24 protein-coding genes are annotated in these 24,182 nt (G+C 59.1%); 15 read left to right on the top strand and 9 right to left on the bottom strand.

The window, feature by feature from the left end; all coding sequences use genetic code 11:
• The first annotated feature begins 24 nt into the window (after positions 1 to 24).
• The 9 genes from A3K90_RS02470 to A3K90_RS02430 are packed head-to-tail and all read left to right on the top strand — an operon-like array spanning position 25 to position 9,576.
• Positions 25 to 1,002: a biotin--[acetyl-CoA-carboxylase] ligase gene (locus tag A3K90_RS02470; RefSeq protein WP_303681017.1), complete on the top strand. Its 978-nt coding sequence runs from the start codon at positions 25 to 27 to the stop codon at positions 1,000 to 1,002.
• Between the two features lie 3 nt (positions 1,003 to 1,005).
• Positions 1,006 to 2,028 (top strand): biotin synthase BioB, encoded by a 1,023-nt coding sequence (gene bioB, locus A3K90_RS02465; RefSeq protein ID WP_303681016.1) that lies wholly within the window; start codon positions 1,006 to 1,008, stop codon positions 2,026 to 2,028.
• Positions 2,029 to 2,036: 8 nt separating this feature from the next.
• Positions 2,037 to 3,203: an 8-amino-7-oxononanoate synthase gene (locus tag A3K90_RS02460; RefSeq protein ID WP_303681014.1), complete on the top strand. Its 1,167-nt coding sequence runs from the start codon at positions 2,037 to 2,039 to the stop codon at positions 3,201 to 3,203.
• A complete protein-coding gene (locus A3K90_RS02455) occupies positions 3,200 to 3,883 on the top strand; it encodes a pimeloyl-ACP methyl esterase BioG family protein (RefSeq protein ID WP_303681013.1) in 684 nt (227 codons plus the stop codon). The genes A3K90_RS02460 and A3K90_RS02455 overlap by 4 nt, the downstream gene beginning before the upstream one ends.
• The gene (bioC, locus tag A3K90_RS02450) at positions 3,871 to 4,662 is read left to right on the top strand and encodes a malonyl-ACP O-methyltransferase BioC (RefSeq protein ID WP_303681012.1); all 792 of its coding nucleotides are present in this window, start codon (positions 3,871 to 3,873) and stop codon (positions 4,660 to 4,662) included. The genes A3K90_RS02455 and bioC overlap by 13 nt, the downstream gene beginning before the upstream one ends.
• Complete coding sequence (bioD, locus tag A3K90_RS02445; RefSeq protein WP_303681011.1) at positions 4,659 to 5,354, top strand: dethiobiotin synthase; 696 nt, start codon at positions 4,659 to 4,661, stop codon at positions 5,352 to 5,354. Before bioC ends, bioD begins: the two co-directional genes overlap by 4 nt.
• Before the next feature lie 13 nt (positions 5,355 to 5,367).
• Positions 5,368 to 6,651 carry an adenosylmethionine--8-amino-7-oxononanoate transaminase gene (gene bioA / locus A3K90_RS02440; protein ID WP_303681010.1) on the top strand — a complete coding sequence of 428 codons (1,284 nt, stop codon included), beginning with the start codon at positions 5,368 to 5,370 and terminating at the stop codon, positions 6,649 to 6,651.
• A complete protein-coding gene (locus A3K90_RS02435) occupies positions 6,648 to 8,330 on the top strand; it encodes an AMP-binding protein (RefSeq protein ID WP_303681009.1) in 1,683 nt (560 codons plus the stop codon). Before bioA ends, A3K90_RS02435 begins: the two co-directional genes overlap by 4 nt.
• Entirely contained in the window at positions 8,323 to 9,576 is a 1,254-nt protein-coding gene (locus A3K90_RS02430) for a class I SAM-dependent methyltransferase (RefSeq protein WP_303681008.1), read from the top strand. The genes A3K90_RS02435 and A3K90_RS02430 overlap by 8 nt, the downstream gene beginning before the upstream one ends.
• Here A3K90_RS02430 and A3K90_RS02425 read toward each other — a convergent pair.
• Complete coding sequence (locus tag A3K90_RS02425; RefSeq protein ID WP_303681006.1) at positions 9,509 to 10,447, bottom strand: Ppx/GppA phosphatase family protein; 939 nt, start codon at positions 10,445 to 10,447, stop codon at positions 9,509 to 9,511. The two genes, A3K90_RS02430 and A3K90_RS02425, sit on opposite strands and share 68 nt — an antisense overlap.
• Complete coding sequence (gene prmA / locus A3K90_RS02420; RefSeq protein ID WP_303681005.1) at positions 10,440 to 11,330, bottom strand: 50S ribosomal protein L11 methyltransferase; 891 nt, start codon at positions 11,328 to 11,330, stop codon at positions 10,440 to 10,442. Before prmA ends, A3K90_RS02425 begins: the two co-directional genes overlap by 8 nt.
• A gap of 155 nt (positions 11,331 to 11,485) precedes the next feature.
• Here prmA and lysC point away from each other — a divergent pair, with 155 nt between their 5' ends.
• From lysC to A3K90_RS02400, 4 genes are read left to right on the top strand one after another with little or no spacing between them, the layout of a single operon-like run.
• On the top strand, positions 11,486 to 12,901 hold the full coding sequence (gene lysC / locus A3K90_RS02415) for a lysine-sensitive aspartokinase 3 (RefSeq protein ID WP_303681004.1): 1,416 nt from the start codon (positions 11,486 to 11,488) through the stop codon (positions 12,899 to 12,901).
• Between the two features lie 25 nt (positions 12,902 to 12,926).
• The gene (gene purM, locus A3K90_RS02410; protein WP_303681003.1) at positions 12,927 to 13,916 is read left to right on the top strand and encodes a phosphoribosylformylglycinamidine cyclo-ligase; all 990 of its coding nucleotides are present in this window, start codon (positions 12,927 to 12,929) and stop codon (positions 13,914 to 13,916) included.
• Between the two features lie 50 nt (positions 13,917 to 13,966).
• Positions 13,967 to 14,674, top strand: a complete 708-nt coding sequence (plsY, locus tag A3K90_RS02405; RefSeq protein WP_303681002.1) for a glycerol-3-phosphate 1-O-acyltransferase PlsY — start codon at positions 13,967 to 13,969, stop codon at positions 14,672 to 14,674.
• Between the two features lie 15 nt (positions 14,675 to 14,689).
• The gene (locus A3K90_RS02400; protein ID WP_303681001.1) at positions 14,690 to 15,691 is read left to right on the top strand and encodes an NAD(P)H-dependent glycerol-3-phosphate dehydrogenase; all 1,002 of its coding nucleotides are present in this window, start codon (positions 14,690 to 14,692) and stop codon (positions 15,689 to 15,691) included.
• A 47-nt stretch (positions 15,692 to 15,738) separates the two neighbouring features.
• On the opposite strand, the gene A3K90_RS02395 is transcribed toward A3K90_RS02400, so the two are convergent.
• The 3 genes from A3K90_RS02395 to A3K90_RS02385 are packed head-to-tail and all read right to left on the bottom strand — an operon-like array spanning position 15,739 to position 18,694.
• Positions 15,739 to 16,239, bottom strand: coding sequence for a histidine phosphatase family protein (locus A3K90_RS02395; protein ID WP_303681000.1), 501 nt, complete (start codon positions 16,237 to 16,239; stop codon positions 15,739 to 15,741).
• Positions 16,236 to 17,372 carry a glycoside hydrolase family 3 protein gene (locus tag A3K90_RS02390; RefSeq protein ID WP_303680999.1) on the bottom strand — a complete coding sequence of 379 codons (1,137 nt, stop codon included), beginning with the start codon at positions 17,370 to 17,372 and terminating at the stop codon, positions 16,236 to 16,238. Before A3K90_RS02390 ends, A3K90_RS02395 begins: the two co-directional genes overlap by 4 nt.
• Positions 17,369 to 18,694, bottom strand: a complete 1,326-nt coding sequence (locus tag A3K90_RS02385; RefSeq protein ID WP_303680998.1) for an AAA family ATPase — start codon at positions 18,692 to 18,694, stop codon at positions 17,369 to 17,371. Before A3K90_RS02385 ends, A3K90_RS02390 begins: the two co-directional genes overlap by 4 nt.
• Before the next feature lie 135 nt (positions 18,695 to 18,829).
• On the opposite strand from A3K90_RS02385, the gene kdsA reads away from it, so the two are divergent.
• Positions 18,830 to 19,660: a 3-deoxy-8-phosphooctulonate synthase gene (kdsA, locus tag A3K90_RS02380; RefSeq protein ID WP_303681052.1), complete on the top strand. Its 831-nt coding sequence runs from the start codon at positions 18,830 to 18,832 to the stop codon at positions 19,658 to 19,660.
• Between the two features lie 36 nt (positions 19,661 to 19,696).
• Entirely contained in the window at positions 19,697 to 20,248 is a 552-nt protein-coding gene (locus A3K90_RS02375) for an HAD family hydrolase (protein WP_303680997.1), read from the top strand.
• Positions 20,249 to 20,278: 30 nt separating this feature from the next.
• On the opposite strand, the gene A3K90_RS02370 is transcribed toward A3K90_RS02375, so the two are convergent.
• The 4 genes from A3K90_RS02370 to pyrE are packed head-to-tail and all read right to left on the bottom strand — an operon-like array spanning position 20,279 to position 24,055.
• Positions 20,279 to 21,739 carry a hypothetical protein gene (locus A3K90_RS02370; RefSeq protein ID WP_303680996.1) on the bottom strand — a complete coding sequence of 487 codons (1,461 nt, stop codon included), beginning with the start codon at positions 21,737 to 21,739 and terminating at the stop codon, positions 20,279 to 20,281.
• Positions 21,740 to 21,756: 17 nt separating this feature from the next.
• Positions 21,757 to 22,614: an NAD(+)/NADH kinase gene (locus A3K90_RS02365; protein ID WP_303681051.1), complete on the bottom strand. Its 858-nt coding sequence runs from the start codon at positions 22,612 to 22,614 to the stop codon at positions 21,757 to 21,759.
• Positions 22,611 to 23,483: a prephenate dehydrogenase/arogenate dehydrogenase family protein gene (locus A3K90_RS02360; protein WP_303680995.1), complete on the bottom strand. Its 873-nt coding sequence runs from the start codon at positions 23,481 to 23,483 to the stop codon at positions 22,611 to 22,613. The genes A3K90_RS02365 and A3K90_RS02360 overlap by 4 nt, the downstream gene beginning before the upstream one ends.
• Positions 23,480 to 24,055: an orotate phosphoribosyltransferase gene (gene pyrE, locus A3K90_RS02355; protein WP_303680994.1), complete on the bottom strand. Its 576-nt coding sequence runs from the start codon at positions 24,053 to 24,055 to the stop codon at positions 23,480 to 23,482. Before pyrE ends, A3K90_RS02360 begins: the two co-directional genes overlap by 4 nt.
• Between the last annotated feature and the right edge of the window lie 127 nt (positions 24,056 to 24,182).

Here is a 24,182-nt window from a genome sequence, read left to right as displayed (position 1 = left end):
CAGGTTGACAACTTTGCCGTTTCTATGCACACTGTTTCACTTCATATCCTCCAGCGCCTTGCTGCTTCAGGTACCTTTCTGTCGGGTGCCGAGTTGTCGGCGGAGTTCGCCATGACCCGTAGCGCAGTGTGGAAGCATATCCGCATGCTCCGGACTGAAGGCTACGGCATCGACGCCCGCACAGGTCTCGGGTACCGTCTCGTTTCGATGGCAGGAAGGCCGCTCGGCGTTGAGGTCGGGCCACACCTTTCTACTGGCCGTTTTGGTCGTCCGATCCATTGGCATCGGAGTCTTGAGTCCACGAACACTACGGCACGTTCCCTTGCTGCGGGGGGAGCAGAGGAAGGAACTGTCGTCGTTGCCGAACGCCAGAGTGCCGGACGCGGGAGGCTCGGGCGCAGCTGGGATTCTCCATCAGGCGTGAACCTCTATTTCTCACTGGTGCTCCGGCCCCGGCTTCCGATGGAACGCATTCCCCAGCTGACCCTGCTGCTGGCCGTGGCGCTGCATCGCGCGCTCACCATTCTGGACGGAGGCCTCCGGCCGGCCATCAAGTGGCCGAACGATATATTCGTCAGCGGACGGAAGCTCTGCGGTATCCTCTGTGAGATGCAGTCGGAAGCGGACCGTGCTCATTTCGTTGTGGCCGGCATCGGCATCAATGTCAATCAGCCGGCGTTCGAGGGGGAACTTGAGGGAACGGCAACTTCGATCCGGATGGAAACCGGCAGGATAACCTCCCGCCCCGCCCTTCTTGCCTCGGTCCTCAACCATCTTGAGCCGATCTACGACCGCTGGCAGCAGGAGGACGACCTCAGCTTCGTTCAGAGGGAACTCGAAGAAAACGCATTCCTTCAGGGTCGGAGGGTGTCTGTCGAGCGGATGCGCGGAACCCTTGAAGGTACGGTAACAGGCATCGCACCGACCGGAGAACTCATCATCACAACCTCTGACGGTACCGCCTGCAGGGTGGCATCCGGCGAGGCCCGTCTCAGGAAATAACCTATGGAACACATGCAGTCCTCCACCTTACCCATTCCGCCGCTTCATCCCGCTGTCAGTGCGGCATACAGCGTGCTCGAGACCGGAGAGCCGATCGGCCGTGATGCGGCCCTCGTGCTTTCCGCACTTCCGGGAGAACACGCTCTCGACATCGCCTCCCTTGCCAACAAGGTCCGGAACCGCTGGGGGAAGGGCGGGGTGCATGCCTGTTCGATCATGAACGCGAAGTCGGGGGTCTGCAGCGAAAACTGCCGGTTCTGCGCCCAGTCCCGCCACAATCATTCAGACATTGAGGTATACCCGCTTGTCGATGAGGACGCCGCGCTGTTCGAGGCGCGCGGCTGCTTGGAGCAGGGGGTGTCGCACTTCGGTATTGTGACGAGCGGCTGTGGCTATCTGAAGATGAGCACCGAGTTTCAGCGCATCCTCTCCATGATCGACCGCCTGCACAGTGAACTCCCTTCACTTGAGGTCTGCGCCTCGCTCGGCGTGCTCGGCCCCGATACCGCAAAAGCGCTTGCCGAACGCGGCATAGCGCACTACAACATCAATATTCAGGTGGCTCCAGGCCGATATGGTGAGCTTATTGCCGACACCCATACCGTTGAAGATCGGATAGAGACAGTCCGCTTGCTCCGCCGTCACGGCGTGTCGGTCTGCTGCGGTGGCATCATCGGCGTTGGTGAACAAATGGAGGACCGGGTGGAGATGATGTTCGCCCTCCGGGAGCTTGATGTTTCCGTCATTCCAATCAACGTTCTTGTCCCTATCAAGGGGACCCCGCTCGAAGGTGCTCCATCCCTTCCGCTCGTCGATATTGTGAAGACATTCGCCATCATGCGTCTGGTTCACCCCCGTAAAACCATAAAGTTCGCCGCAGGCCGGGAGACCGTCATGAAGGATTTCCAGGGATTGCTGATGCTATCGGGCGCTGACGGGCTGTTGACCGGCGGGTACCTGACCACCAGGGGACGCGAGGTCGCTGACGATACCCGTTTCGCAGGGCAGCTTGCAAGCTTTTCCTGAGGGTGCTGATGCAGTTCCATGAACGCATAACAGAAGAACTCCGTCAGCTGAAGGAGCGGGACCGGTTGCGCGCGGTGCCTGAGGTAACATCCCGTGAGGGTCGGTTCATTGCTATCGGCCGTGAACGTCTCCTGAATCTTTCCTCGAATGACTATCTGGGACTCGGTGACGATCAGGAGTTGCGAAGGGGTTATTTCGAGAGCTGCCGGAGCGAACTTCCGCCCCTCGGAAGCTCGTCCTCCCGTCTCCTGACCGGCAGCTACCCGCTCTATGATGAACTTGAGCAGGAACTGGCAACCCTATACGGGCGAGAGGCGGCCATGGTGCTCAACAGCGGTTACCACGCCAATACGGGCATCCTTCCCGCCCTTGCCGGACGCCACGATCTTGTGCTTTCCGACCGCCTCAATCATGCCAGCATCATTGACGGGATGAAGATCGCCGATGCACGGTGGGAGCGATACCGCCACTGTGATTATCTTCATCTTGAGGAACTGCTCGAAGCGGCTCGAGGCCGGTATCGCCAGATCTTCATCATTTCTGAATCGGTGTTCAGCATGGACGGTGACAGGGCCGATCTCCGGCGCCTCGTCGAGCTGAAAAAGCGTTATGATGCCGTGCTCATCATCGACGAGGCCCACGGCATCGGGGTATTTGGCCGGCGTGGGCTTGGCCTTACTGAAACTGAGGGCGTAACCGGCGAGGTTGACATCATCGTCGGTACATTCGGCAAGGCGCTGGCCTCCGCCGGAGCGTATGCCATCATGGACGGGTTGGTACGCCGGTACCTCGTCAACACCATGCGCACCTTTATCTTTACGACGGCCCTGCCTCCAGTGACCCTTGGCTGGAGCCTTTTGACGCTCCGTCGCCAGGTCGGGATGCAGGCTGAGCGAAGTGCGCTTCTAGCACTGGCCTCAAGGCTCCGCAGCGAGCTTTCTGCACTGGGGTTCGACGTTCCGGGGGAGAGCCATATCGTGCCGGTCACGGCTGGTGCGGACTCCCGCGCTCTCGATATGGCCGAGGCTTTGCGGGAGGCCGGGTTTCTGGCTCTGGCGGTCCGGCCTCCCACCGTGCCGGAAAACAGCGCCCGCATCCGCATCTCCCTTCGATCCATTCTCGGTTGGGATGACATTGCCGGTGTGGCCGGCTGCCTAGGAGGACTGCGGCGATGAAGCACCATTGGTTCAAAAGAGACGGCCGAGAAGAGCTGGTGCTCTTCTTCAGCGGCTGGGGAACGGACGCTTGCCACGCCGGGCGGTTCTTCAGAGACTCCCTTGCCGACGGGTTCGCGGGCGACATGCTCGCCTTTTACGACTACACGGCCCCCACTCCCGAAATTGACCTGCAAGCGGACTTCTCCCTGTACCGACGCATCATCCTCATCGCCTGGTCCTTCGGGGTCTGGGCTGCCCGTGCGGTTCCTCTTCCCGCGATTGATGCGGCCGTCGCCCTGAACGGGACACTCTTTCCTGTTGACCCGCTCCGGGGAATACATCCTGATATTTTCCAGGCGACGCTTGATGGGTACGGCGAAGAGAGCCGTCGCCGGTTTGAGGGCCGGATGTGCCGGACGCCGGAAGTCCTCACCCTCTTTCGCGAATGTTCCTCCAGCCGCACGACCGAAGATCAGAAAAATGAACTCTTGAGTCTTCAGTACAGCTTCTCCGGGCCGACTCTCCAGCCGGGGTGGGAGTACGGCCACGCTTTCATTGGCGGGCGTGATGCCATTTTTCTTCCTGTATGCCAGGATGCGGCGTGGGATGCCACCCCCCGAACACTGATTGCGGCCATGCCGCACTATCCGTTTTTCCACTGCAGAACCATCCGGGAGGTGACGGCATGGCAGGGTTGACAGACAAGGCCCTCGTCCGCGAACGGTTCCGCCGCACCCTCGGTTCCTACTCCGACGAGGCAGTGGTGCAGAAGGCAATGGCCGGGGAACTGGTTTCCATGGCGGCACGCCATGCACCCTCCATCCGCTTCGAACGGGTGCTGGAGGTGGGTTCGGGTTCGGGTGTTCTGACGGAGCAGATGCTTGAGGCTTTCAGCATTGCACGATATACTGCGAACGATCTGGTGGAGGAGAGTCGTGAGTGCCTCAAGAGGATTATGGATCGCCATTTGGAGGTGGTGTTTGATTTTCTCGGCGGTGACGTCGAATCTCTGCCCTTTCTGCCGGAACAGTCGGATCTTGTGGTCTCAAACGCAACCCTGCAGTGGCTCGACGACCTTGATGCTTTTTTCGGGAGAATCAGAGAATCGATGGCACCGGGCGGGCTCTTTGTGTTCACTTCGTTCAGCAGCTCCAACATGCAGGAAATCGCTGCCCTTCTGGGCACTGCCCTCAGCTACCGCACCATGGCAGAGACTCGTGAACTTGGTGAAAGGCATTTCGAAGTCCTTGAACTCCGGGAGGCCGAAATCACCCTCACCTTCAGTTCCCCTGAAGCGGTCCTCCGTCACATCAGCCGCACCGGTGTCAACGGTCTCAACCGTGAGCGCTGGACGAAAGGGATGCAAAGGGAGTTTTCGGATCGCTACCGCAGCATGTTTTCCCGTCAGGAAGGGGTGGGGCTGACCTACCACCCTGTATACTGCTGCCTTCGAAAACGGGAGGGCTGCCCGTTATGAGCGGAGCCGTGACGGTCATTTCCGGTATCGGAACAGGTGTCGGCAAGACGGTGGTCACCGGTCTGCTTGCCGGAGCGCTCAGGGCGGAGGGGCGGCATGCCATCACCCAGAAGATCGTGCAGACCGGCTGCATCGGCATGTCGGAAGACATTCTGGAACACCGCCGGCTGATGGGTGTTCCGCCGGAGGATGCAGACTTTGAGGGTCTTACATGCCCCTGTTCGTTTCCCTTTCCAGCCTCTCCCCACCTTGCAGCCCGCCTCGCGGGAGGATCAATCACGGCGGAGTCGATTCGACGTGCAACGGCAGCCCTCCGGGAGCGCTACCCCATAGTGCTGCTTGAGGGGGTCGGGGGACTCCTTGTACCACTTTCCGGAGAACTGCTTTTTGCGGATTTTGTCGCGGGGGAGGGCTTCGGGCTCATTCTGGTGTCGGGTCCCTGGCTCGGAAGCATCAACCATACCCTCCTCTCCCTCGAAGCATGCAGCCACCGGGGTATTCCATTGCAGGGATTGGTATATAACCGTTACGGCGAAACGGACCCTTCGATCGGCGACGACTCTCTGGATTACTTCCGCCGGCATCTATGCCGGTCCGGTTCCGGAGCCGGCATCGTGGAGCTTCGGGGGGAGCCGGGAAGCCAGCGTTTCACGCCGGATCAGCTCAGGTGTCTCGGATTTCCAACCCGTTAACCCTTTTCTCCTCATGCCGCACGATTCCAGTTCCGTCGATACCACCTTCGACCGCCGACATCTCTGGCATCCTTACACATCCATGGAAGATCCGCTTCCGGTCTATCCGGTCCGGAGTGCCTCGGGAGTGCGGATCGAGCTTGAAGACGGATCGCAGCTCATCGATGGCATGTCCTCATGGTGGGCGGCCATCCACGGATATCGTCACCCCGTGCTGGACGATGCGGTGCGCCGCCAGCTTGGACGGATGAGCCATATCATGTTCGGAGGCCTGACCCACGAACCGGCCGTCGAACTGGCCCGCTTGCTCGTTGATCTGACTCCGGCAGGGCTGCAGAAAGTGTTTTTCAGTGATTCAGGCTCCGTTGCAGTTGAAGTTGCCCTCAAAATGGCTGTGCAGTACTGGGATGCCCTTGGCCGGCCAGGAAAGAAACGGATGCTTGCACTTCGTGGTGGCTACCACGGCGACACGTTCGGCGCCATGTCGGTCTGCGACCCTGTGACAGGTATGCACGGCCTGTTCCGCGGGGCCATGCAGGAGCAGTTGTTTGCCGAACTCCCCGACTGCCCGTTTTCAGCCGAGTGCACGGACGTCGTCATGGCCGACATTCAAAGCAAGCTTGAAGAGCACCACGGGGAACTTGCCGCCGTAATCCTGGAGCCGGTGGTGCAGGGCGCCGGGGGGATGCGATTCTACTCCCCTCAGTGTCTTCTCCGACTCCGCGAGCTTTGCCTGCAGTATGACGTGCTGCTCATTTTTGACGAAATAGCCACGGGCTTCGGACGCACCGGGAAGATGTTCGCTCTCGAGCATGCCGGGGTCGAGCCTGACATCATGTGTGTGGGCAAGGCGTTGACCGGCGGGTACATGACGCTTGCCGCCACGCTGACGACCGACGCCGTCGTCATGGCCATTTCTTCGGGCGAGCCGGGCCTTTTCATGCATGGACCGACCTTCATGGCAAACCCTCTTGCCTGTGCCGTCGCTCTGGCAAGCATCCGGCTTCTCCTCTCACAGCCGTGGCAGGAGTCCGTCCACCGCATTGAGGAGGGCCTCCTTAGCGGGCTTGATGCGTGCCGGGGATATGATGGGGTAGCCGATGTCCGCGTTCAGGGAGCCATCGGCGTGGTGGAACTCAAGCGAGCGGTCGATATGGCTTCCATGCAGTGCGAGTTCGTCCGGCGCGGAGTATGGGTCCGCCCGTTTGGCCGTCTGGTCTATCTCATGCCACCCTTCATCATTGATGAATCTGATCTGGCAGTCCTCTGCCGGGCGGTAAGGGAGGTGACGGCATGAATGCTGCGTACTGGACCCGCGGGTATGATCGCGGCGTGCCGCACTCCCTTTATCCCTATCCCGAAGAGGGCCTTGTGGAGGTGCTCCGCCGTGCGGCTGCGGAGGCTGGAGACGCAACCGCTCTCTGGTTCAAGGGAAGGAGCATGACGTACGGTGAGCTGGAGCGGGAAAGTGATGCTTTTGGCCGGGGCCTACAGGATCTCGGAGTGTGTAAAGGGGATCGGGTTGCCCTGCTCCTGCCGAACTCCCCGCAGATGATCATCGGTGAGTTCGGTGTGTGGAAGACGGGTGCCGTTGTCGTTCCGATGAACCCCCTCTACAGCGATACTGAACTCGAACATGCCTTCCGGGAGTGCGGGGCTTCGGCGGCCGTCGTTCTGGCTCCTTTCTACCCGAAAGTTGCTGCCCTGAGGGATCGCAGCCCCGACGGGCCGCTCCGCCTCCTCATCCCGACCGGCATCGGCGAGTACCTTCCCCCGTTTACGCGTATGCTCTTTACCCTCCTGAAGGAGCGCTCGGAGGGTCACCGGGTTGCCGCTCTGAAGGGAGACCTTCCGTTCCAGTCCGTCCTTCAGTCCGGTCGTCATGGCGGTGCTCTCCCGGCACCTCCAGACCCGGACGATACTGCGCTGTTCCTCTTTTCGGGAGGCACGACCGGTACTCCGAAGTGCGTCGTCAGTACCCATCGGTCCCTTGTCACTTCCGGCATGCAGATTGTTATGTGGTTCAGTGTCATTCTCCAGAGAGGCAGCGATCCTATCATGCTCAATATGCCGCTCTTCCATGTCTACGGTCAGGCTGGCATCATGACGGCAGCGCTCTCTGGTCGCCATCCCATGGTGCTGGTGCCGAACCCGCGCGACCTCGATGACCTGCTCTCGACCATCCGCCGTGTGCGCCCGTCCGTTCTTCCTGGCGTTCCCACCCTCTTCACCGCGCTCATCGCCCATCCGAGGGTCAAGAGGGATCCCGGCCTGCTTCGCTCGCTGAAGCTCTGCGTTTCCGGGGCTGCGCCCCTTCTGCAGGAAACGAAGGAGCGGTTCGAGTCGTTGACCGGCGGACGTATCATTGATGCATACAGTCTCACGGAAATGACCCTCGCAGGGACATTCAGCCCCATCCTCGGAACCTACAAGCCGGGCTCGGTCGGCATACCGCTGCCCGATGTCGAAGTGAAGATCGTGGACGAAGTGTCTGGCGACGGACCGCTCGGGACGAACATGGTGGGAGAGGTCCTGATGCGCGCTCCGCAGATGATGCGCGGGTACTGGCAGAGGCCCGGGGAGAGCGGGAAGGTTCTGAGGGATGGGTGGCTGCTGACCGGTGACATCGGTTATATGGATGAAGACGGCTATTTGTTTATTGTTGACCGGAAAAAAGATGTCATCAAGCCCGGCGGGTTCCAGGTATGGCCGCGTGAGGTAGAGGCGGTCATCGCCCGCCACCCTGCCGTTCTGGAGGTCGGGGTTGCGGGGGTTCAGGACCCGCGCCAGGGAGAGGCGGTGAAAGCCTGGGTTGTGCTTCGGGAAGGCATGCGGCTTGACATGGAGGAGCTTCGGGAGCATTGCAGGAAAGATCTTGCCGCCTACAAGGTACCCCGCTTTCTGGAGTGCAGGGAGTCGCTCCCGAAATCACAGATAGGTAAGGTCCTGCGGCGCAAACTTCGCGGAGATGACTGAGGACGAACTGTTCCTGTTGCAGGAGCCCGGCGTGTTCGCCATGATTGGCATGCATGAGGGTGAAGAGCCGGCGGAGTTTGCGATGCGCATGCACGGCCGTACCGATCTGCCAGTCCGGGCGATGGCGGAGCAGATCTCCTGCAGGAAAAAAGCCGCCGTAAAACTTCCCCTTCTTTCCCGAAGTCCTCTTCTCTATACTGCCCGTGCCCTTGAGCAGGCTTCAGAGGAGCGCGCGGCGTCCTATATGGCTTCGCTTCTCAAGGGCACGCGGGTGATCGACCTGTCGGGCGGGCTTGGCATCGATGCATGTTTCCTTTCCGGGTCGTTTGAGGAGGTCGTGCATGTTGAGCGTGATGTAGTGCTCTCCGCCGTTGCATGCCACAACATGGAGGTTCTCGGCCGCCGGAATGTGGCGTGTCTTCAGGGTGACAGCCAAGAGCAGCTCGCATCCTTCCCGGATGGTTACTTTGACTGGATATACGTTGACCCCGATCGCCGCGAAGGTGCACGTCGCAGCATCCGCCTTGAAGAGGCCTCTCCGGATGTTGTCTCTCTTCACGACATGCTGCTTCAAAAGGCACAAAATGTCTGTATCAAGGCCTCACCAGCGCTGGAAACCTCACGGCTGAAAGAGCGCCTCCCCTCGCTTGCATCGGTCACGGTACTCTCGGTCGATGCTCAGTGCCGCGCAACCCTTCTCATGCTCCACTCTCAAGCCCCTCTGGAAGTCGAACGCCATGCGGTCTGCATCCGTGGCGCGGACGGGGATGCCCGGCGGTTCACCTGGCGGGATACGGGGGAGCGGAGGGTGTCGGATGAGGTGATGGAGTGGCTTCTGGAGCCTGATCCGGCGATCCTGAACGCGGGGCTTGAGGGGGTGGTTGCCGAGAGCTGCGGGCTTGTGTTCCTCAACCATTCGGTCGGCTACCTGACTGCCGCACATCGGCCGGAGGGGTTCCCGGGGCGGGTGTTCCGGGTGGTCGAGGCGACGCTTTACAGCGGTAAGGGGTTCGGGAAGTTCCTGAAGCGCCATGGTATTGAGGGTGCGGCCATCCAGCGGCGGGACTTCCCTCTTTCATCCGATGCGATCCGGGCTCGATACCGGCTGAAGGAGGATGACAGGCGGTTTCTGTTCTTTACGCGCGATGCAAAAGGACGGCTGATTGCAATCTATGCCCTTACTCCTTCCGGCGGATGTTCTGCAGCTCCTGGAGTGCAATGCCGTAGCGGAGACCATGGCCGCTGACCCGGATTTCTCCGAGGCCGAGCAGACGCATCAGCTGATGGAGGATGAGTGCACCCATGGTTATGACGTCAGCACGGCCTTCGGGAACCCCCATGGATTGGATCTCCTCCAGGGAGGAGGCTTTCAGCAGTTCCAGTATCCGGCGTACGTCATCGTAGCGGAGCTGGTAACCGTGCACCTTTTCCGGGTTGAACTCCCGCATCCCCTGCGCAAGCTGGGCAAGGGTCGTCAGGGTTCCGGCCACGCCGAAGACATGTTCGCGGGAGGCGAAAAACGGCAGGACGCCTCCTGTCAGCACCCGGTTCACTTCTTCCTTTGCTCGGGCGAATTCCTCTTCCGAGGGCGGCAGGGTGGAGAAAAAACGTTCCGTCAGGCGCACTGAGCCGATGTCCATGCTGGTACTCTGTGTGACCCCCGTGACCGATCCCATAGAGAGTTCCGTGCTTCCGCCCCCGATGTCGATCACCGTGAAGGGGTCAGGGACTTCCTGCATTCCGGAGACTGCACCGAAAAAGGTCAGCCCGGCTTCCTCCTCGCCGGAAATGCAGCGGATGACGATGCCGGTCGAGCGGACGGTTTCGCTGGTGACCTCCATGCGGTTTTTCGCGTCGCGCAGTGCGCTGGTTCCGACGGCGATGATCCTGTCGGATTTGTGTTCTCCGGAAAGCGCGGAGTAGTCGCGCATACAGCTGATGAGGCGCTGACGGGCTTCAGGGTCGATGATTTTCATCTCGTCGACATGTTCACCGAGCCGTATGATGGTCTGTTTGTGGAAGACGGGCTCCACGGTGCCCTTTTCCGGATCAAGGTCGGCTATGAGGAGAAGGGCTGTATTGGTTCCGATATCTATGCAGGATACGCGTTCAGTCATGTGGTGCTTGATGGGGTTGGTCTGCGGCGGTGCGCACGAGGCATGAGAGCCATTCGTCTTCATATATGGTCCGCACAGCTTCGCAGTCGAGCCGTTTCAGCAGCTTTTTCAGCCACGGCTCGTCGTAGACGAGGACGCCGGAGAGCAGTACCGTGGCACCCGGCGCGTTGGCCCGGATGACGGGAAGGATCCGGTCGATTACGTTCTTGTTGATGTTGGCCAGTATGAGGGTGTAGCCATTCCTGAGGTTGACGGCCAGATCTTCCTCGGCGTCAAGCAGCTCAATCTGGATATCCGGGGCATTGTTTTCTTCGATGTTCTCAAGTGCGTTATCGGCTGCCCAGGCATTGTTGTCGAACGCAAGGATGGGATGGGTGTTGCCGAGCTTGCGGGCGGCAATGGCCAGAACGCCGGTTCCGGTACCGATGTCCATGATCTTCTCATTTTCCAGCCCGAGGTCCTCCATCTGGCGGAGCATAAGCCGGGTGGTGGCATGGTAGCCTGTCCCGAAGGACATCTTCGGGTTGATTTCTATCTGGATCTGCCCTGGTTTCGGACCCGGCCCGCCTTTTTTCTGGACAATGAGGAACCGGTCGGAAATCTCGATCGGCTTCAGCTGGGCCTCCCATTCAGCGTTCCAGTTCCGGTCCGCCATGAACTCAGTCCTGATGGGTGGCGTTCCGCCGGGAAGGGCCCCAAGGGCCAGCATTACGGCAGACTCTTTTTCCTCTGACCACTCCGCTTCGGGGATGTAGGCCAGCAGTCTTTGGTCCTCCTCCTGGAAGTATCCGATGCCCTGCATTGCGAGCAGGGCTATGGCCAGCTCGTGCTGGTCGGAAGGAATCTGTATCGACAGCTCGATATGGTGTTGGGTGCCTGGCATCTACTCTTGGTGTCATGTGGGCTGATGCCCTGCTTTTGCAGGGGGTTGCTCGATCAGTGGCTCAATATAAGACTTTTGTCCTCAAAGATGTTTTTCTCATTTTTAAGCTATATTTGCGAGACTTGACAACCGACAAACCATTCCCAGAGAAACTTATGGCTGTAATGAAATTCGGCGGCACCTCTGTAGGGACCGCCAGGGCCATGCAGCAGGCCATTTCCATTGTTGCCCGCGAGGCAGAGCAGTCCACGCCGATCGTGGTGCTTAGCGCATGCAGCGGCATCACGAACACTCTTCTGAAGATCGCTGACGCTTCCGGCCGTGGTTCCCTCGACGAGGCCATGGAGCTTGTCGGTGAAGTGCGAAGCCACCATATCGGTCTGGTGCGGGAGCTGATCCCCTCCGGGGAACCCCAGGAGGAGCTCATCCCCCGTATCGAACAGCTTCTCAGCCGTCTTGAACTGCTCGTCAAGGGCGTTGAGATCGTTGGCGAACTTACCGAGCGTTCGCGCGACATGTTCTGTTCATTCGGCGAACTCCTCTCCACTACCGTGTTTGCCGCCGCCATGCAGGCCGCCGGGCATCCAGCCGAGTGGGTGGACGTGCGCACCGTCATGGTCACCGATGACCATTTCGGGTTTGCTCGCCCGCTCCTGAAAGAGTGCATGGCCAATACCGAAAAGATCATTCGTCCCCTCCAGAGGGCAGGGAAAACCGTCGTCACCCAGGGCTATATCGGCAGGACGGAGGACGGCAGGACCACAACGCTCGGACGTGGCGGATCGGACCTGTCTGCCGCCCTTCTCGGCGCCTGGCTCCACGAGTCGCAGATACAGATCTGGACCGATGTCGACGGTGTTATGACCTGTGATCCCAGGATTGTGCCGGAGGCCCGAAGCATAAGGGTGATGACCTTTTCCGAAGCGGCGGAGCTCGCCTATCTCGGAGCGAAAGTTCTTCATCCCGACACCATCGCTCCGGCAGTTGAAAAGAATATTCCTGTGTTTGTCCTCAATACATGGCACCCCGACGCCAAAGGAACCGTCATCACCAATGATCCGGAGCGTCTGTCGGGAATGAGCTACGGAGGCCTTGTGAAGTCGATTGCCGTAAAGAAAGGGCAGTCGATCATCAACGTCCGTTCCAACCGTATGCTCGGCCGCCACGGCTTCATGAATGAACTGTTCGATGTGTTCGCCCGCTACCGGGTATCGGTAGAGATGATTTCCACCAGCGAGGTCTCCGTGTCGGTGACGGTCGAAGACGTACCGTTCAGTGATGAGCTGCTCGGGGAACTGAGGGCGTTCGGCCAGGTCGACATCGAACATGGAGTAGCCACCGTCAGTGTTGTCGGCGACAACCTCCGCATGTCGAAAGGGGTTGCCGGCAGAATTTTCGGCGCGCTTTCCGAAGTGAACCTCCGGATGATCTCCCAGGGAGCCTCGGAGATCAACGTCGGCTTTGTCGTCGGCCTGCATGACGTGCCGATTGCTGTTAGTGCGCTGCACCGGGAGTTCTTTTCCGGGGACGACGCGGCAGGTATTTTTGAGGTTCCCGCAGGGAAGGCCTGAAACGAAACAAAAAAGCTTAAGCCACATGGATTACAGGAATGCAGGAGTCGACATAGGCGCGGGAGAGGAATTCGTCCGCCTGATCAAGTCAAACGTCCGCAAGACGTTCACACCGAGAGTGATGACTGACATCGGTGCGTTCGGCGGATTTTTCGAAGCCGACTTCAAGGGCTATGAAAAACCGGTGCTGGTCAGCAGCATCGACGGAGTGGGAACCAAGCTGAAAATTGCCGTCGAGCTCGGCCGCTTCGACACGGTAGGCTCATGCCTGGTCAACCACTGTGTCAACGATATACTGGTCTGCGGAGCCCGTCCTCTCTTCTTCCTCGACTACTACGCCTGTGGCAAACTTGTGCCCGACGATGCTGCGGCGGTTGTCGCCGGGATGGTTGAGGCCTGCCGCCAGAACGGCTGCGCCCTGATCGGTGGTGAAACTGCTGAGATGCCGGGCGTCTACCATGGCGACGATTTCGATCTTGCCGGCACCGTCGTCGGGGTCGTCGATCATCAAAAGATCGTCAACGGAACTGCGATGCGTGCTGGCGACGTGATGATCGGCCTTCCCTCCACGGGTTTGCATACCAACGGCTACTCACTGGCCCGCAAGGTATTCGAGGGACGCATGCGGGAAACCTTCGAGGGATTTGACTGTTCTGTCGGTGAAGAGTTGCTGAAAGTCCACCGCTCCTATCTCAAGGTGGTCGAGCCCTTCATCGGATCACCGGATCTGCATGGACTGTCGCACATTACAGGCGGTGGCCTGATGGGCAACACTATGCGGATTGTACCCGACGGCCTGCAGCTTGACGTGCAGTGGGATGCCTGGCCGGAACTTCCAATCTTCGATCTCATACGCCGTGAGGGTTCCGTGCCTGAGGATGATATGCGCCGCACCTTCAACCTCGGCATCGGCCTTGTCATGATTGTTGCGGAGGACGGAGTCGACAGGGTGATGGCGGGCTTGAAATCTCAAGGTGAAAATGCGTACATTATAGGTCAGGTGAGCGCTGCCTGAGTTGGCGGCGCCAAAGCGGTTTTCTCCATAAGCACATCCGAACAAGAGATATGATGACACTACTGGCTATTCTGGCGGTGAGCTACATCATCGGCTCCATTCCCACCAGCATCATGGCGGGAAAAATGCTCAAAGGAATCGACATCCGGCAGTTCGGCAGCGGTAATGCCGGCGGCACCAACGCATTCAGGGTCCTCGGCTGGAAGACAGGCCTCACCGTTACCCTCATCGATATTGCCAAGGGCGTCATCGCCGCCGTCAGCGTTGTGGCGTTCTTCAGGATGCACCCCATCGGGGCCTATCCTGATATCAACGAGGTTGCGCTCCGCCTTCTTGCAGGCATGGCTGCCGTTATCGGCCACGTGTTCACCGTATTTGCCGGGTTCAAGGGAGGCAAGGGTGTCAGCACGGCTGCCGGCATGCTCATCGGCATCGCTCCTGTCAGCATGCTGATTGTCATCGGCATTTTTCTTCTTACGGTCTGGCTCTCGCGCTATGTTTCCGTGGCATCCATCCTTGCAGCCCTCGCATTTCCGCTCATCATAGCCATCCGCAAGTATGTGTTCGAACTCGGCGGGGGCCTTGATTACTACATCCGCCTGTTCGGGGAGTCGTTCTTCTTCCATGACAGCCTCGATTACCACCTCTTGATCTTCGGACTCATCGTGGCTCTTGCCATCCTCTATACGCATCGAGCGAACATCCGGCGCCTTATTTCAGGTACCGAGAACCGCATCACTTTCGGAAAACGCGCCTAAGATGGCGGTGCGTTGATGCATATCGCCGTCCTTGGGGCCGGAAGCTGGGGCACTACGCTTGCTGTCCTGCTTGCCCGAAAGGGTTACAGTGTGCGGCTATGGGCACACCGCCCCGAGTTTGCCCGAACCCTTCAGGTCGAGCGCGAAAACACCCGCTATCTCAAGGGGACGCCATTTCCTGAGTCTCTCGAAGTCATGGCGGATCTCAAGGAGTGCATTGCCGGGGCTGAAATGATCGTCACTGCGGTGCCTTCCCAGGCGCTGCGCGAGACGGCCCGTGCGTTCAGCACTATGCCGCTTGATGGAGTGATCATCGTCAACGTGGCCAAAGGAATCGAGGTCGGCACCGGCAAGCGGATGACGGAAGTCCTCATGGACGAGCTCCCCGGTCTCTCTTTGAACCAGGTGGCTGCGCTGTACGGGCCGAGCCATGCGGAGGAGGTTGCCCGTGAGCAACCGACGACGGTTGTCGCATCCTCCCCCTCTATGGAGACCGCTGAATCGGTTCAGGAAGTGTTCCACACCAATATGTTCCGGGTCTACGTCAATACCGACATCGTCGGTGTGGAGGTTGCCGGTTCGGTCAAGAACATTATCGCCATTGCGGCAGGAATTTCCGATGGCATCGGGTTCGGCGACAACGCAAAGGCTGCCATCATTACCCGCGGCATGGCTGAGATATCCCGTCTTGCGCTGAAACTCGGCGGCGACCCCATGACCATTTCAGGGCTGTCGGGCATCGGCGACCTTGTCGTCACCTGCCTTAGCCGTCACAGCCGAAACCGCTTTGTGGGTGAGGAGATTGGTCGCGGCCGCTCGCTTGATGACATCATCACCCATATGAATATGATCGCCGAGGGGGTGTTGAGTTCCAAGGCCGTATACGCACTCAGCTGCACCCTCGGCGTCGAGATGCCTATAACACAGGCGGTCTATGAGATGCTGTTTGAGGAGAAGCCTGTCGAGAAGGCCATCCTTGATCTTATGACGCGCGAACCGAAGCCCGAGCGGGACTGAGGGATTTTTCCGTCCATTCTTTTGCCTATCCTTTGCCGTTTTCCGGGTCAGCGGGTATGCCGTTTCTCGGGATGTTCATGCCACATCATCAGCCCTTTCCCAGGGCCTGCCTCACTCCATCGGTCGACCTGGAAGTCCAGACGCGCCACGCTGCACGTCTCCATGGCCTCACCGTTCATGTCGCCAAAGCGGTTGGCAAGTTCCGAGATGACGGGATTGTGACCGAAGAGCATCACGCTCCCGGCTTCATCTGGCAGTAAACGGACGGTGTCCAGAAGTTCCTGAGCTCCGCCGTGGTAGATTTCCATTTTCTGCAGGATCGACTCCAAGGGAACAGCGAACACCCCTGCGAATATTTCCGCAGTCGTGAGGGCTCTGAGTGCAGGGCTCGAAACAAGCATATCGGGGCGAGCGCCTTTTTCATGCACCAGCCGCGCCATGAAATGTGCATCCTTTATCCCCCGTTCACTGAGCGTCCGTTCGAAATCCGAGGCGGCATCGGCGCTCCAGCCTGCTTTGGCATGTCTGACAAGGTAGAGTGTTTTCATCTGGCCGGGTTGGTTACAGTCTCTTTGAGTGTCATGATCCTCCGGTACGACTCCTCGATGCGAAGGGGAGAAATTATGCCCTCATCCACCATCCTGCGGATGATGCCTGATGCCTTTTCTGCGATTTTTGGGTCGTAGACGGTTGTATTGTTGGCAAACACAAGAATGTCAGCACCGGCTTCAATCGACAGGCGGATCGCTTCTTCAAAGCCGAAGTTATGGGCAATGGCGCCCATCTGCATGTCATCGGTAAGCACCACTCCGCGAAACCCCAGCTTCTCTCGCAAGAGTCTGCTGATGGTCGGCTTCGAAAGGGTTGCGGGATATCGGGGATCCAGGTGGGCGTTGAAGACGTGCGCGGTCATGACAGCTCCCTGATATCCATCAAGAAAGAGCCTGCGGTAGGGTTCAAGTTCAATCTCGTTCCAGCTTTCCGTTACGTCGGTGAAGCCCAGATGGCTGTCCGACGTCGAGCTGCCGTGGCCGGGAAAATGCTTCAGGACGGGGATGATCCCCTCGCGGAGGAACGTCTTCGTGACGATGGATGCATGGGTTGTGACGATTGAGGGATCAGGGGAGTAGCTCCGCTCTATGCGTCCGATGACGGGGTTCTGGGGGTTGGTATCAAGGTCGACCACCGGAGCAAGGTTCATGTTGATTCGCATCAACTTCAGTGTCCGGGCAGTCTCCTCCGCCGCAGCGAGGGTGCTGTCGGGGTTCCTGAGCAGTCCGAGGCTCCGGGCGCTCGGGCTCCGGGGGAACCCCCGTGCCGACTTTAGCCTGCTGACCATGCCGCCTTCCTGATCGATTGAGATGAAGAGCGGGATGGGGGAACGATCCTGCAGTTCGCCACTCAGCTGCTTGAGCTGCTCCGGGCCGGTTATGTTGCGTTTCGGGGTCCGGGAGGGGACATCATAGTCGAAGAGCACCACGCTACCTATGCGCTGGCGGTCGATGGCGCGCCGTACGTCGGGGGATTGGCCGAGGGTGGTGCCCCTGAACCCCACCATCAGCATCTGTCCTATTTTAATGGTGAGGCTGTCCGGCTTCGTTCCGGCTTCTGCTACGGGCAGTGGTTGAAGGAGGATGGCCAAGAGCAGCAGCGCAAGATAAACGGGTACCTTCGGCCTCATGCGGATTTCGTCGTCTTGAACGCCAGTTCTTTGTTTACGAGGCTGATCTCCACTCCCTCACCTTCCGATACCTCTCCGGAGAGGATCAATTCGGAGATGCTGTTGGTGATTTTCCGCTGCATGACCCGTTTCAGCGGACGTGCACCGAATGCGGGATCAAATCCCGCTTCTGCCAGCCAGCCAAGAGCTTCATCCGTGATGGTGAGGGTGATGTGCTGGCGCAGGGCGGTGCTCCTGATGCTGTCGAACTGGATAAGGACGATCTTTTTCAAGTCTTCGCGTGTCAGCGGCTTGAAGAGTATAACCTCGTCTATCCGGTTGAGGAATTCGGGGCGCACCTGCTGCTTGAGAAGCGAGAACAGTTTCTCCTGAAGGTTTTCGAGCACCTCTTCCGAAGGCCTGCCATCGATTTTTTCCATCTCGGACTGGATCAGCTGGGCACCGATGTTCGAGGTCATGATGATGATGGTGTTCTTGAAGTTCACCGTATGGCCCTTGCTGTCGGTCAGACGACCATCGTCGAGTATCTGAAGCAGGATGTTGAAAACGTCAGGGTGCGCTTTTTCGATCTCGTCGAGCAGCACCACCGAAAACGGCTTGCGGCGGACGGCTTCCGTCAGCTGTCCACCCTCCTCATAGCCCACATAGCCGGGAGGCGCTCCGACAAGGCGGCTGACGGTATGCGATTCCATGTACTCGCTCATGTCTATGCGGATCATTGCGTCCTCGTCGTCAAAAAGGTAGTCGGCAAGCGTCCTTGCCAGCTCGGTCTTGCCGACGCCGGTGGGGCCGAGGAAAATGAACGAACCGATGGGGCGCTTCTCATCACCCATTCCCGCCCGGGAGCGCTTTACGGCTTCGCTCACCGCCCTGACTGCCTCATCCTGGCCAATCACCCGCTCGTGCAGTTCACTCTCGATGTGGAGCAGTTTCTGGCGTTCCGACTGGAGCATCTTGCTGACCGGGATGCCTGTCCATTTGGCTACAATCGCAGCGATGTCCTCGGCGTCGATTTCCTCCTTCATGATGAGCTCGCCGGCCGACTGCTTCCGCTCGATCTTTTCCCGGTTGCGTTCAACCTCCTTCTCTATCTCCTTGATTCTTCCGTGGCGGATTTCAGCGACTTTTCCGTAATCGCCACGCCGCTCATACTCTTCTGCTTCGACCTTCAGTTCCTCAATCTGCGATTTCAGGTCGCGGGACTGGCTGATCAGCTCTTTTTCGCTGTCCCAGCGCGCCTTGATGCTTCGCTGCTCTTCGCTGAGATCGGCCAGCTGCTTTTCGATCTCCTGCAGCCGTTGCTTCGTGTCGGTGATACTCATGGGTGCTGTGCGTTTGATTGCAGACTGTGAATAACAGAATATTGTTGTAAATTTAACGCTTATGGCGGCAAACTCACAATGCCCAAATGCCTTGGCGGGATTTGGCCTCCATTACAATTCTTAACAGGCTGGATGATGCAAAAGTTCTCCATCGGCTCCATAGCCGTACCCGATCCCGATATCCCGCTTTTCATCGCAGGTCCCTGCGTCATAGAGAGCCGTTCAATGGCCGTGACGGTAGCCGAGGAACTGCAGCGTATCAGCCGTGAGCTTGGCGTGCGCTTCATTTTCAAGGGCTCCTACCGCAAAGCGAACCGCTCTTCGGGTTCCTCGTTCACCGGTATCGGTGACGAGGAGGCTCTCGAGGTACTCCGCGAAATCGGCGATACGTATGATATGCCGGTACTCACCGACGTGCATGAGACGAGGGACGTTGAGCTGGCCGCCCGGTATGTTGACGTTCTGCAGATCCCGGCCTTCCTCTCGCGCCAGACCGAACTTCTCCATGCTGCCGGCGAAACCGGACTTGCGGTCAATATCAAGAAAGGGCAGTTCATGGCCCCTCAGGACATGGCGCTTGCAGCCGCTAAGGTTTCGGCGACCGGCAACCATCGCATTATGCTGACGGAGCGCGGGTCTAGTTTCGGGTACAATAATCTCGTTGTCGACTTCCGCGGTATCGTCAAAATGGGTGAATCTGGCTGGCCGGTTATCTACGATGCCACCCACAGCCTGCAGTTGCCGGGTGCCGGCAACGGCGTATCGGGAGGAGAGAGGGCGTATGTTGCCCCGCTTGCCCGTGCCGCAGTTGCTGCAGGGGTTGACGGCCTCTTTTTCGAGGTGCACCCGGATCCTGAAAAAGCCCTTTCCGATGCGGCAACCCAGCTTCCGCTGGGGAGTTTCCGTCCACTTGTCAAACAGCTGATCGACCTCTACCGGTGCGTGCAGCCGCTTCATTCATCCTAAATCCCCACTCCCTTGTCAGGTTTCCAGTATTTCGGGATGGAGCCATCCCTGGCCGACCCCTCGTCGCGTGTCGCCGAAGCACTCAAAGCTACCCGGGCACTGATATTCCCCATCGACGGCGTGCTCAACGGCGGTCGCATCACCTTTGACGGCCGGGGTGAAGAGCTCTGTTCGGTTTCTGTACGCGACGCGGTAGCCATACAGGAGGCGGTACGCAAAGGGCTACTCATCTCGGTGTTTTCGGAGCGGCGCAGCGAGGGGTACCGTCCGATTCTCGAAGGGCTCGGCGTGCAGGACCTCCGGTTCGGAACCGGATCATTCCTTGACGCCTACGAGGCGTTCAGGGACCAGCACGGCCTCGGTGACGATGTCTGTGCCTGCATCGGCGACGACGTCGGTGACCTGGCTGTACTGGAGCGCGTCGGTCTTCCTGTGACTGCAATCAACGGTGCAGACTGGTTGCGCAATCGTGTCGGATACATCTCTGCGTTTGAGGGTGGCAACGGGTGCGTGCGGGAGGTTCTGGAGATGATTCTCGGGAGTCAGGGCCTGTGGCCCTGGGTTGAGCCTTCAGTTGAAGAGGACTGAATTTATCCTGAAACGGCTGGCTCCCCCTGGTTAGGGGTTGAGGGCGGCCGCTGTCTCCGAAAGCGAGAGGACCCCTATGATGTTCGTTCCGTGGTTCGGCTCGACATGCACGTCTCCCATATAGCCTGAAGCGCCTCGGGTGCATGCGCTCCTCGCCTGGAGGGCCTGCTCCAATCCTTCGATTTTTCCAATGATGCTGTAAGCCGCCGACTGCGGAGTCGAACACGACACCGGGGGATTGGCGGTGCCGTGCATGAAATACCCGTCCGGCAGATTCTCCTCTTCCGGATATCCGTGCCAGTGCGTCAAGGATGCTCCTGACTCTCCAAGCCGCCGTGCAAAGGTGGATTCAGGGCTGATTGAGAGGAGTATGGACGCTACAAGGGCGTTGCCGAGGGCGTGGGCCAGGATGGTGAGGGTGTCGAATGAGGGGCGCGGCGTTGTGCCCTCTTCGCTGAGGGCAGGAGTTGTGATGTAGGGCCGCCCGTCCTCCATTCCGATTTCCAGAAGGTCGCGCAGGGGCTCGACGGCGGTCTTCTTGCATCCCGACCGTGTTGTCAGTACCCGCACCGTCGGAACCTTTATCATATAGACTGTTCCCTCCACCCGTACCGGGACCCTGAGGCCGCCGGGATCTTTCTCCGGCGCCATGTCGTATGTATCCCCATATGCTACTGGCACTGCCGCCTCGACCCTCACAGGAAGCTGGCGGGCGAAGAACCCGTAACTCATGCCGCTTCGTTCATCGAGGTAGCGTCGGACAATCCGCCGGTAGTATCCGTTCCGGTATTCCAGGTTGTCGGTTGAGGTATGGGTGAGCAGCACAGGGCTCTTTTCCCACAGCCGGCCGGATCTCCGGAAATCCTCTGCGGCCTCCAGAAAGAAGGGAGACCGGGTGCTGAGCTCTCCCTCCCGTATCATGAAATCCTTCGGGCGCGGCGGTACGACCTGGGCCGTCAGTTTCGGTACCAGCGTACGTCGAACGTCTTCCACGCAGGGCAGCGGCGTCTGGAATACGGCTACGCCTCCGTTCATCGTGCAGATGGTCCAGGACTCAGCGGTAACGTAAATAAGGATGTGGACCATATCTCGCGCCAGGCGTGCCACGATGGCGTCAAGCCGCTCCTGTGCACCCGACTGGCCGGAGAGCGGCGGCGGTTCGTCATAGATGCCGACAATGATGTTGTTGTAGAGCGTCGAGACCCGGTTGATCGCAAGCTCATTGTCCGGAAAGACGCCGGGAGCTATGACAACCCTGCCTGCAAGAATCCTCCCGTCAGGACCTGACGCCGCTTCGGGGCTTTCTACCTTGATGCCGAGCGCTTCAAATGCGCTCTGAAGGCTCCGGGAGAATACCTTGAGGCGCCCTGACATGTTCGGTGCGGGATAGAACACCGGCCGGAGCCCCCGGCACATGGCCGGAATGGTGAGCGGTGTGCCGGCCGGGATGCCCAGCATGGCGCCGAGTGATGCTTCACTGATGCTGTTCATTGAGACAGGAAGGAGGCCTATAGGCCGGAGTTGTGTTCACGGCCCCAAAGCAGTTTGGTGCGGAGAACTTCGCAGTAGTCCCGTTTTTCGTTTGCCACCAGATTGATGAGGCGGCTTGATTTACGGACCGTTACACGCTCCATCGGCTCAAGCATTCTGCGCAGGTGCCCGTCGCAGTTGAGCGGGAACTCGCCGTCGGGGGCTTCGACCGAGATTTCGATGATCTTTTCGTCGCTGATGACGATGGGCCTCACCGTCAGCATGTGCGGGCAGATGGGGGTGATGACGAAGACGCTCGACTTCGGGGCGATGATGGGCCCTCCGGCCGACATCGAGTAGGCCGTCGAACCGGTAGATGTGGCGATGATGATGCCGTCAGCACGGTAGGAGCTGAGCAGTTCGCCGTCGAGCTTGATGACGAAGGCGGGGATTCTCGGATAGGTGCCCTTTTCGATGACCACATCGTTCAGGGCAAGGAACTGCTCGTTCCGTCCGTCTGCTGGCACCGAGGCCTCGAGCTGTGTGCGCGTGTGGATGGTGTAGGTTCCCTTGATCACCTTTTCTACCGCTTCAAACATCTCCTCCTGGGTGAACTCCGTCAGGAACCCGAGATAGCCGACATTGATGCCGACGACGGGCTTGGTGACCGAGTGCTGCGAGGTGAAGAGGAGGGTTCCGTCGCCGCCGAGTGAGATGAAGGCGTCGCACTGGGTGTTGAGCTCTTCGATCGGAGCTGACAGCGCGCTCCCAATGCGCTCTGCCGAAAGGGTTTCGAAGATGTATCCGATGCCTTGCGCTTCAAGCCACGATACCAGTTTGCGTGCCAGTTCGAGGGCCCGCTCTCTGGATACGTTGATGACGATGCCGAATTTCATGTGCGCCATCCAGGTAACTGCATGTACTTGTGCAGCCTGTTTGCTTCATCGAAGCGTGATTCCAGACTCTCATTATCAATATCGCGCACCTCCCATGAGAGCTCTACGAGCTTCATTGCGAACTCCTCAATTGCGTCGGCGATGTTTTTGTTGTTGGTGCCGATGATGTCATGCCAGATCTCCCAGGGGCTTCCCGCCAGGCGGGTGAGTGAGGCGAACCCCGGACCGGAGACTCGCAGTTGAGACGAGCAGTAGTCAATGAGGAGGGTGGACATCAACTGTGGGAGGTGGCTGACTCGTGCCATAATCTGGTCGTGCAGGATGGGATTCGACGTTACCAGGGAGCCGGCAATCGATTCAATCATCTTCCTCAGGATGAGGCCCCGGCCCTTATAGGGCAGTTTATGATCATGGCAGAGGAAGATCGGCATTTCTTTGAAGAGGTCAGGTGAGCTTTCACGAAAACCCTGCAACTCCTTGCCTGCCATCGGGTGCAAGCCGAAGTAGGGGAGGTTGAGTTCCTGTGCTCTCTTGAAGATATCGCCTTTCGTGCTTGATACGTCTGCAATGATGGTGGTCGGTGGCGAGAGGCGTGCCGCTTCGTCGAGCAATGCAATGTTGGTCAGCACCGGTGCGGCAAGCACCACGACGTCGGCACTGAAAAGCTCTTCGCGATCTTCAATAAACTGGTCGAGACCGAGCATTCCGGCCTCCTCTATGTCGGCTTCGGTGAACGATGGGTCAAATCCGCTGAAGATGATGCCCGCCTCCACCGCAATGGGGGTGCTGCGGAGCGCCCGCAGGAGGGACATGCCGATCAGGCCGAGTCCTATGAAAGAGATGCTCTCTATGGATGGTTTCGTATTCATGCTGCCGGGCCTCCTACGCTGGCACGGCTTCCCGGAGCTTCTATCGGTACGCCGCTCCGGCAGAGCGGGCACTCTTCGGGATCGTAGCTCACCACCTCCATCGAAAGTACGGAGTACTGGTCATCAATAAGGCGAACTTTGCCGTTGCTACGGTCAACCACCGATCCGACCCCGACGGGCACGGCACCCGCGGCCTTCACCTGTTCGATGACCTCCTGCACCGAACCGCCTGTCGTGATCACATCCTCCACCACGAGGACCCGTTCCCCTTTTTCCAGAGAGAATCCGCGGCGGATCGTCATTCTGCCGTCTTTGCGCTCGGCAAAGATGGTTTTTACCCCGAGCTGCCGCCCTACTTCGGTGCCGACGACAATGCCGCCGATGGCCGGGGAGATGACGGTATCGATCTCCTTATGGCTGAAATGCCCGGCGATCTCCCCGCAGACCACCGTCAGGTGCTCCGGGTGCTGCAGGACCTTGGCGCACTGGAAATAGGTATTGCTGTGCCGGCCGGAGGTCAGCTTGAAATGCCCTTCGAGCAGGGCTCCCGTCTGTTTGAAGATCTCTAGCATTACGTATCTGTTCAGATGGTGTGGAGGTGGAAAAAAGACAGGCTCCGGAATGATTTGCCGCAGCTATTAACTATAAGATACAGAAGCAGTTCCGAAAAGCCAGACGAAAACGTCTCCCCCGGAGTCC

The sequence above is a fragment of the Pelodictyon luteolum genome, from assembly GCF_001622165.1.
In the GTDB taxonomy this organism is placed as follows: Bacteria; Bacteroidota; Chlorobiia; order Chlorobiales; family Chlorobiaceae; genus Chlorobium; species Chlorobium luteolum_B.
Note: the sequence above shows the minus strand (reverse complement) of the source record. Positions and strands in the feature narration are given on the sequence as shown.

Excerpts from the sequence above, each read along its gene's own strand:
- A3K90_RS02470 (WP_303681017.1), top strand. The coding sequence starts at position 25 with ATGCACACTGTTTCACTTCATATCCTCCAGCGCCTTGCTGCTTCAGGT.
- bioB (WP_303681016.1), top strand. The coding sequence starts at position 1,006 with ATGGAACACATGCAGTCCTCCACCTTACCCATTCCGCCGCTTCATCCC.
- A3K90_RS02460 (WP_303681014.1), top strand. The coding sequence starts at position 2,037 with ATGCAGTTCCATGAACGCATAACAGAAGAACTCCGTCAGCTGAAGGAG.
- A3K90_RS02455 (WP_303681013.1), top strand. The coding sequence starts at position 3,200 with ATGAAGCACCATTGGTTCAAAAGAGACGGCCGAGAAGAGCTGGTGCTC.
- bioC (WP_303681012.1), top strand. The coding sequence starts at position 3,871 with ATGGCAGGGTTGACAGACAAGGCCCTCGTCCGCGAACGGTTCCGCCGC.
- bioD (WP_303681011.1), top strand. The coding sequence starts at position 4,659 with ATGAGCGGAGCCGTGACGGTCATTTCCGGTATCGGAACAGGTGTCGGC.
- bioA (WP_303681010.1), top strand. The coding sequence starts at position 5,368 with ATGCCGCACGATTCCAGTTCCGTCGATACCACCTTCGACCGCCGACAT.
- A3K90_RS02435 (WP_303681009.1), top strand. The coding sequence starts at position 6,648 with ATGAATGCTGCGTACTGGACCCGCGGGTATGATCGCGGCGTGCCGCAC.
- A3K90_RS02430 (WP_303681008.1), top strand. The coding sequence starts at position 8,323 with ATGACTGAGGACGAACTGTTCCTGTTGCAGGAGCCCGGCGTGTTCGCC.
- A3K90_RS02425 (WP_303681006.1), bottom strand. The coding sequence starts at position 10,447 with ATGACTGAACGCGTATCCTGCATAGATATCGGAACCAATACAGCCCTT.
- prmA (WP_303681005.1), bottom strand. The coding sequence starts at position 11,330 with ATGCCAGGCACCCAACACCATATCGAGCTGTCGATACAGATTCCTTCC.
- lysC (WP_303681004.1), top strand. The coding sequence starts at position 11,486 with ATGGCTGTAATGAAATTCGGCGGCACCTCTGTAGGGACCGCCAGGGCC.
- purM (WP_303681003.1), top strand. The coding sequence starts at position 12,927 with ATGGATTACAGGAATGCAGGAGTCGACATAGGCGCGGGAGAGGAATTC.
- plsY (WP_303681002.1), top strand. The coding sequence starts at position 13,967 with ATGATGACACTACTGGCTATTCTGGCGGTGAGCTACATCATCGGCTCC.
- A3K90_RS02400 (WP_303681001.1), top strand. The coding sequence starts at position 14,690 with ATGCATATCGCCGTCCTTGGGGCCGGAAGCTGGGGCACTACGCTTGCT.
- A3K90_RS02395 (WP_303681000.1), bottom strand. The coding sequence starts at position 16,239 with ATGAAAACACTCTACCTTGTCAGACATGCCAAAGCAGGCTGGAGCGCC.
- A3K90_RS02390 (WP_303680999.1), bottom strand. The coding sequence starts at position 17,372 with ATGAGGCCGAAGGTACCCGTTTATCTTGCGCTGCTGCTCTTGGCCATC.
- A3K90_RS02385 (WP_303680998.1), bottom strand. The coding sequence starts at position 18,694 with ATGAGTATCACCGACACGAAGCAACGGCTGCAGGAGATCGAAAAGCAG.
- kdsA (WP_303681052.1), top strand. The coding sequence starts at position 18,830 with ATGCAAAAGTTCTCCATCGGCTCCATAGCCGTACCCGATCCCGATATC.
- A3K90_RS02375 (WP_303680997.1), top strand. The coding sequence starts at position 19,697 with ATGGAGCCATCCCTGGCCGACCCCTCGTCGCGTGTCGCCGAAGCACTC.
- A3K90_RS02370 (WP_303680996.1), bottom strand. The coding sequence starts at position 21,739 with ATGAACAGCATCAGTGAAGCATCACTCGGCGCCATGCTGGGCATCCCG.
- A3K90_RS02365 (WP_303681051.1), bottom strand. The coding sequence starts at position 22,614 with ATGAAATTCGGCATCGTCATCAACGTATCCAGAGAGCGGGCCCTCGAA.
- A3K90_RS02360 (WP_303680995.1), bottom strand. The coding sequence starts at position 23,483 with ATGAATACGAAACCATCCATAGAGAGCATCTCTTTCATAGGACTCGGC.
- pyrE (WP_303680994.1), bottom strand. The coding sequence starts at position 24,055 with ATGCTAGAGATCTTCAAACAGACGGGAGCCCTGCTCGAAGGGCATTTC.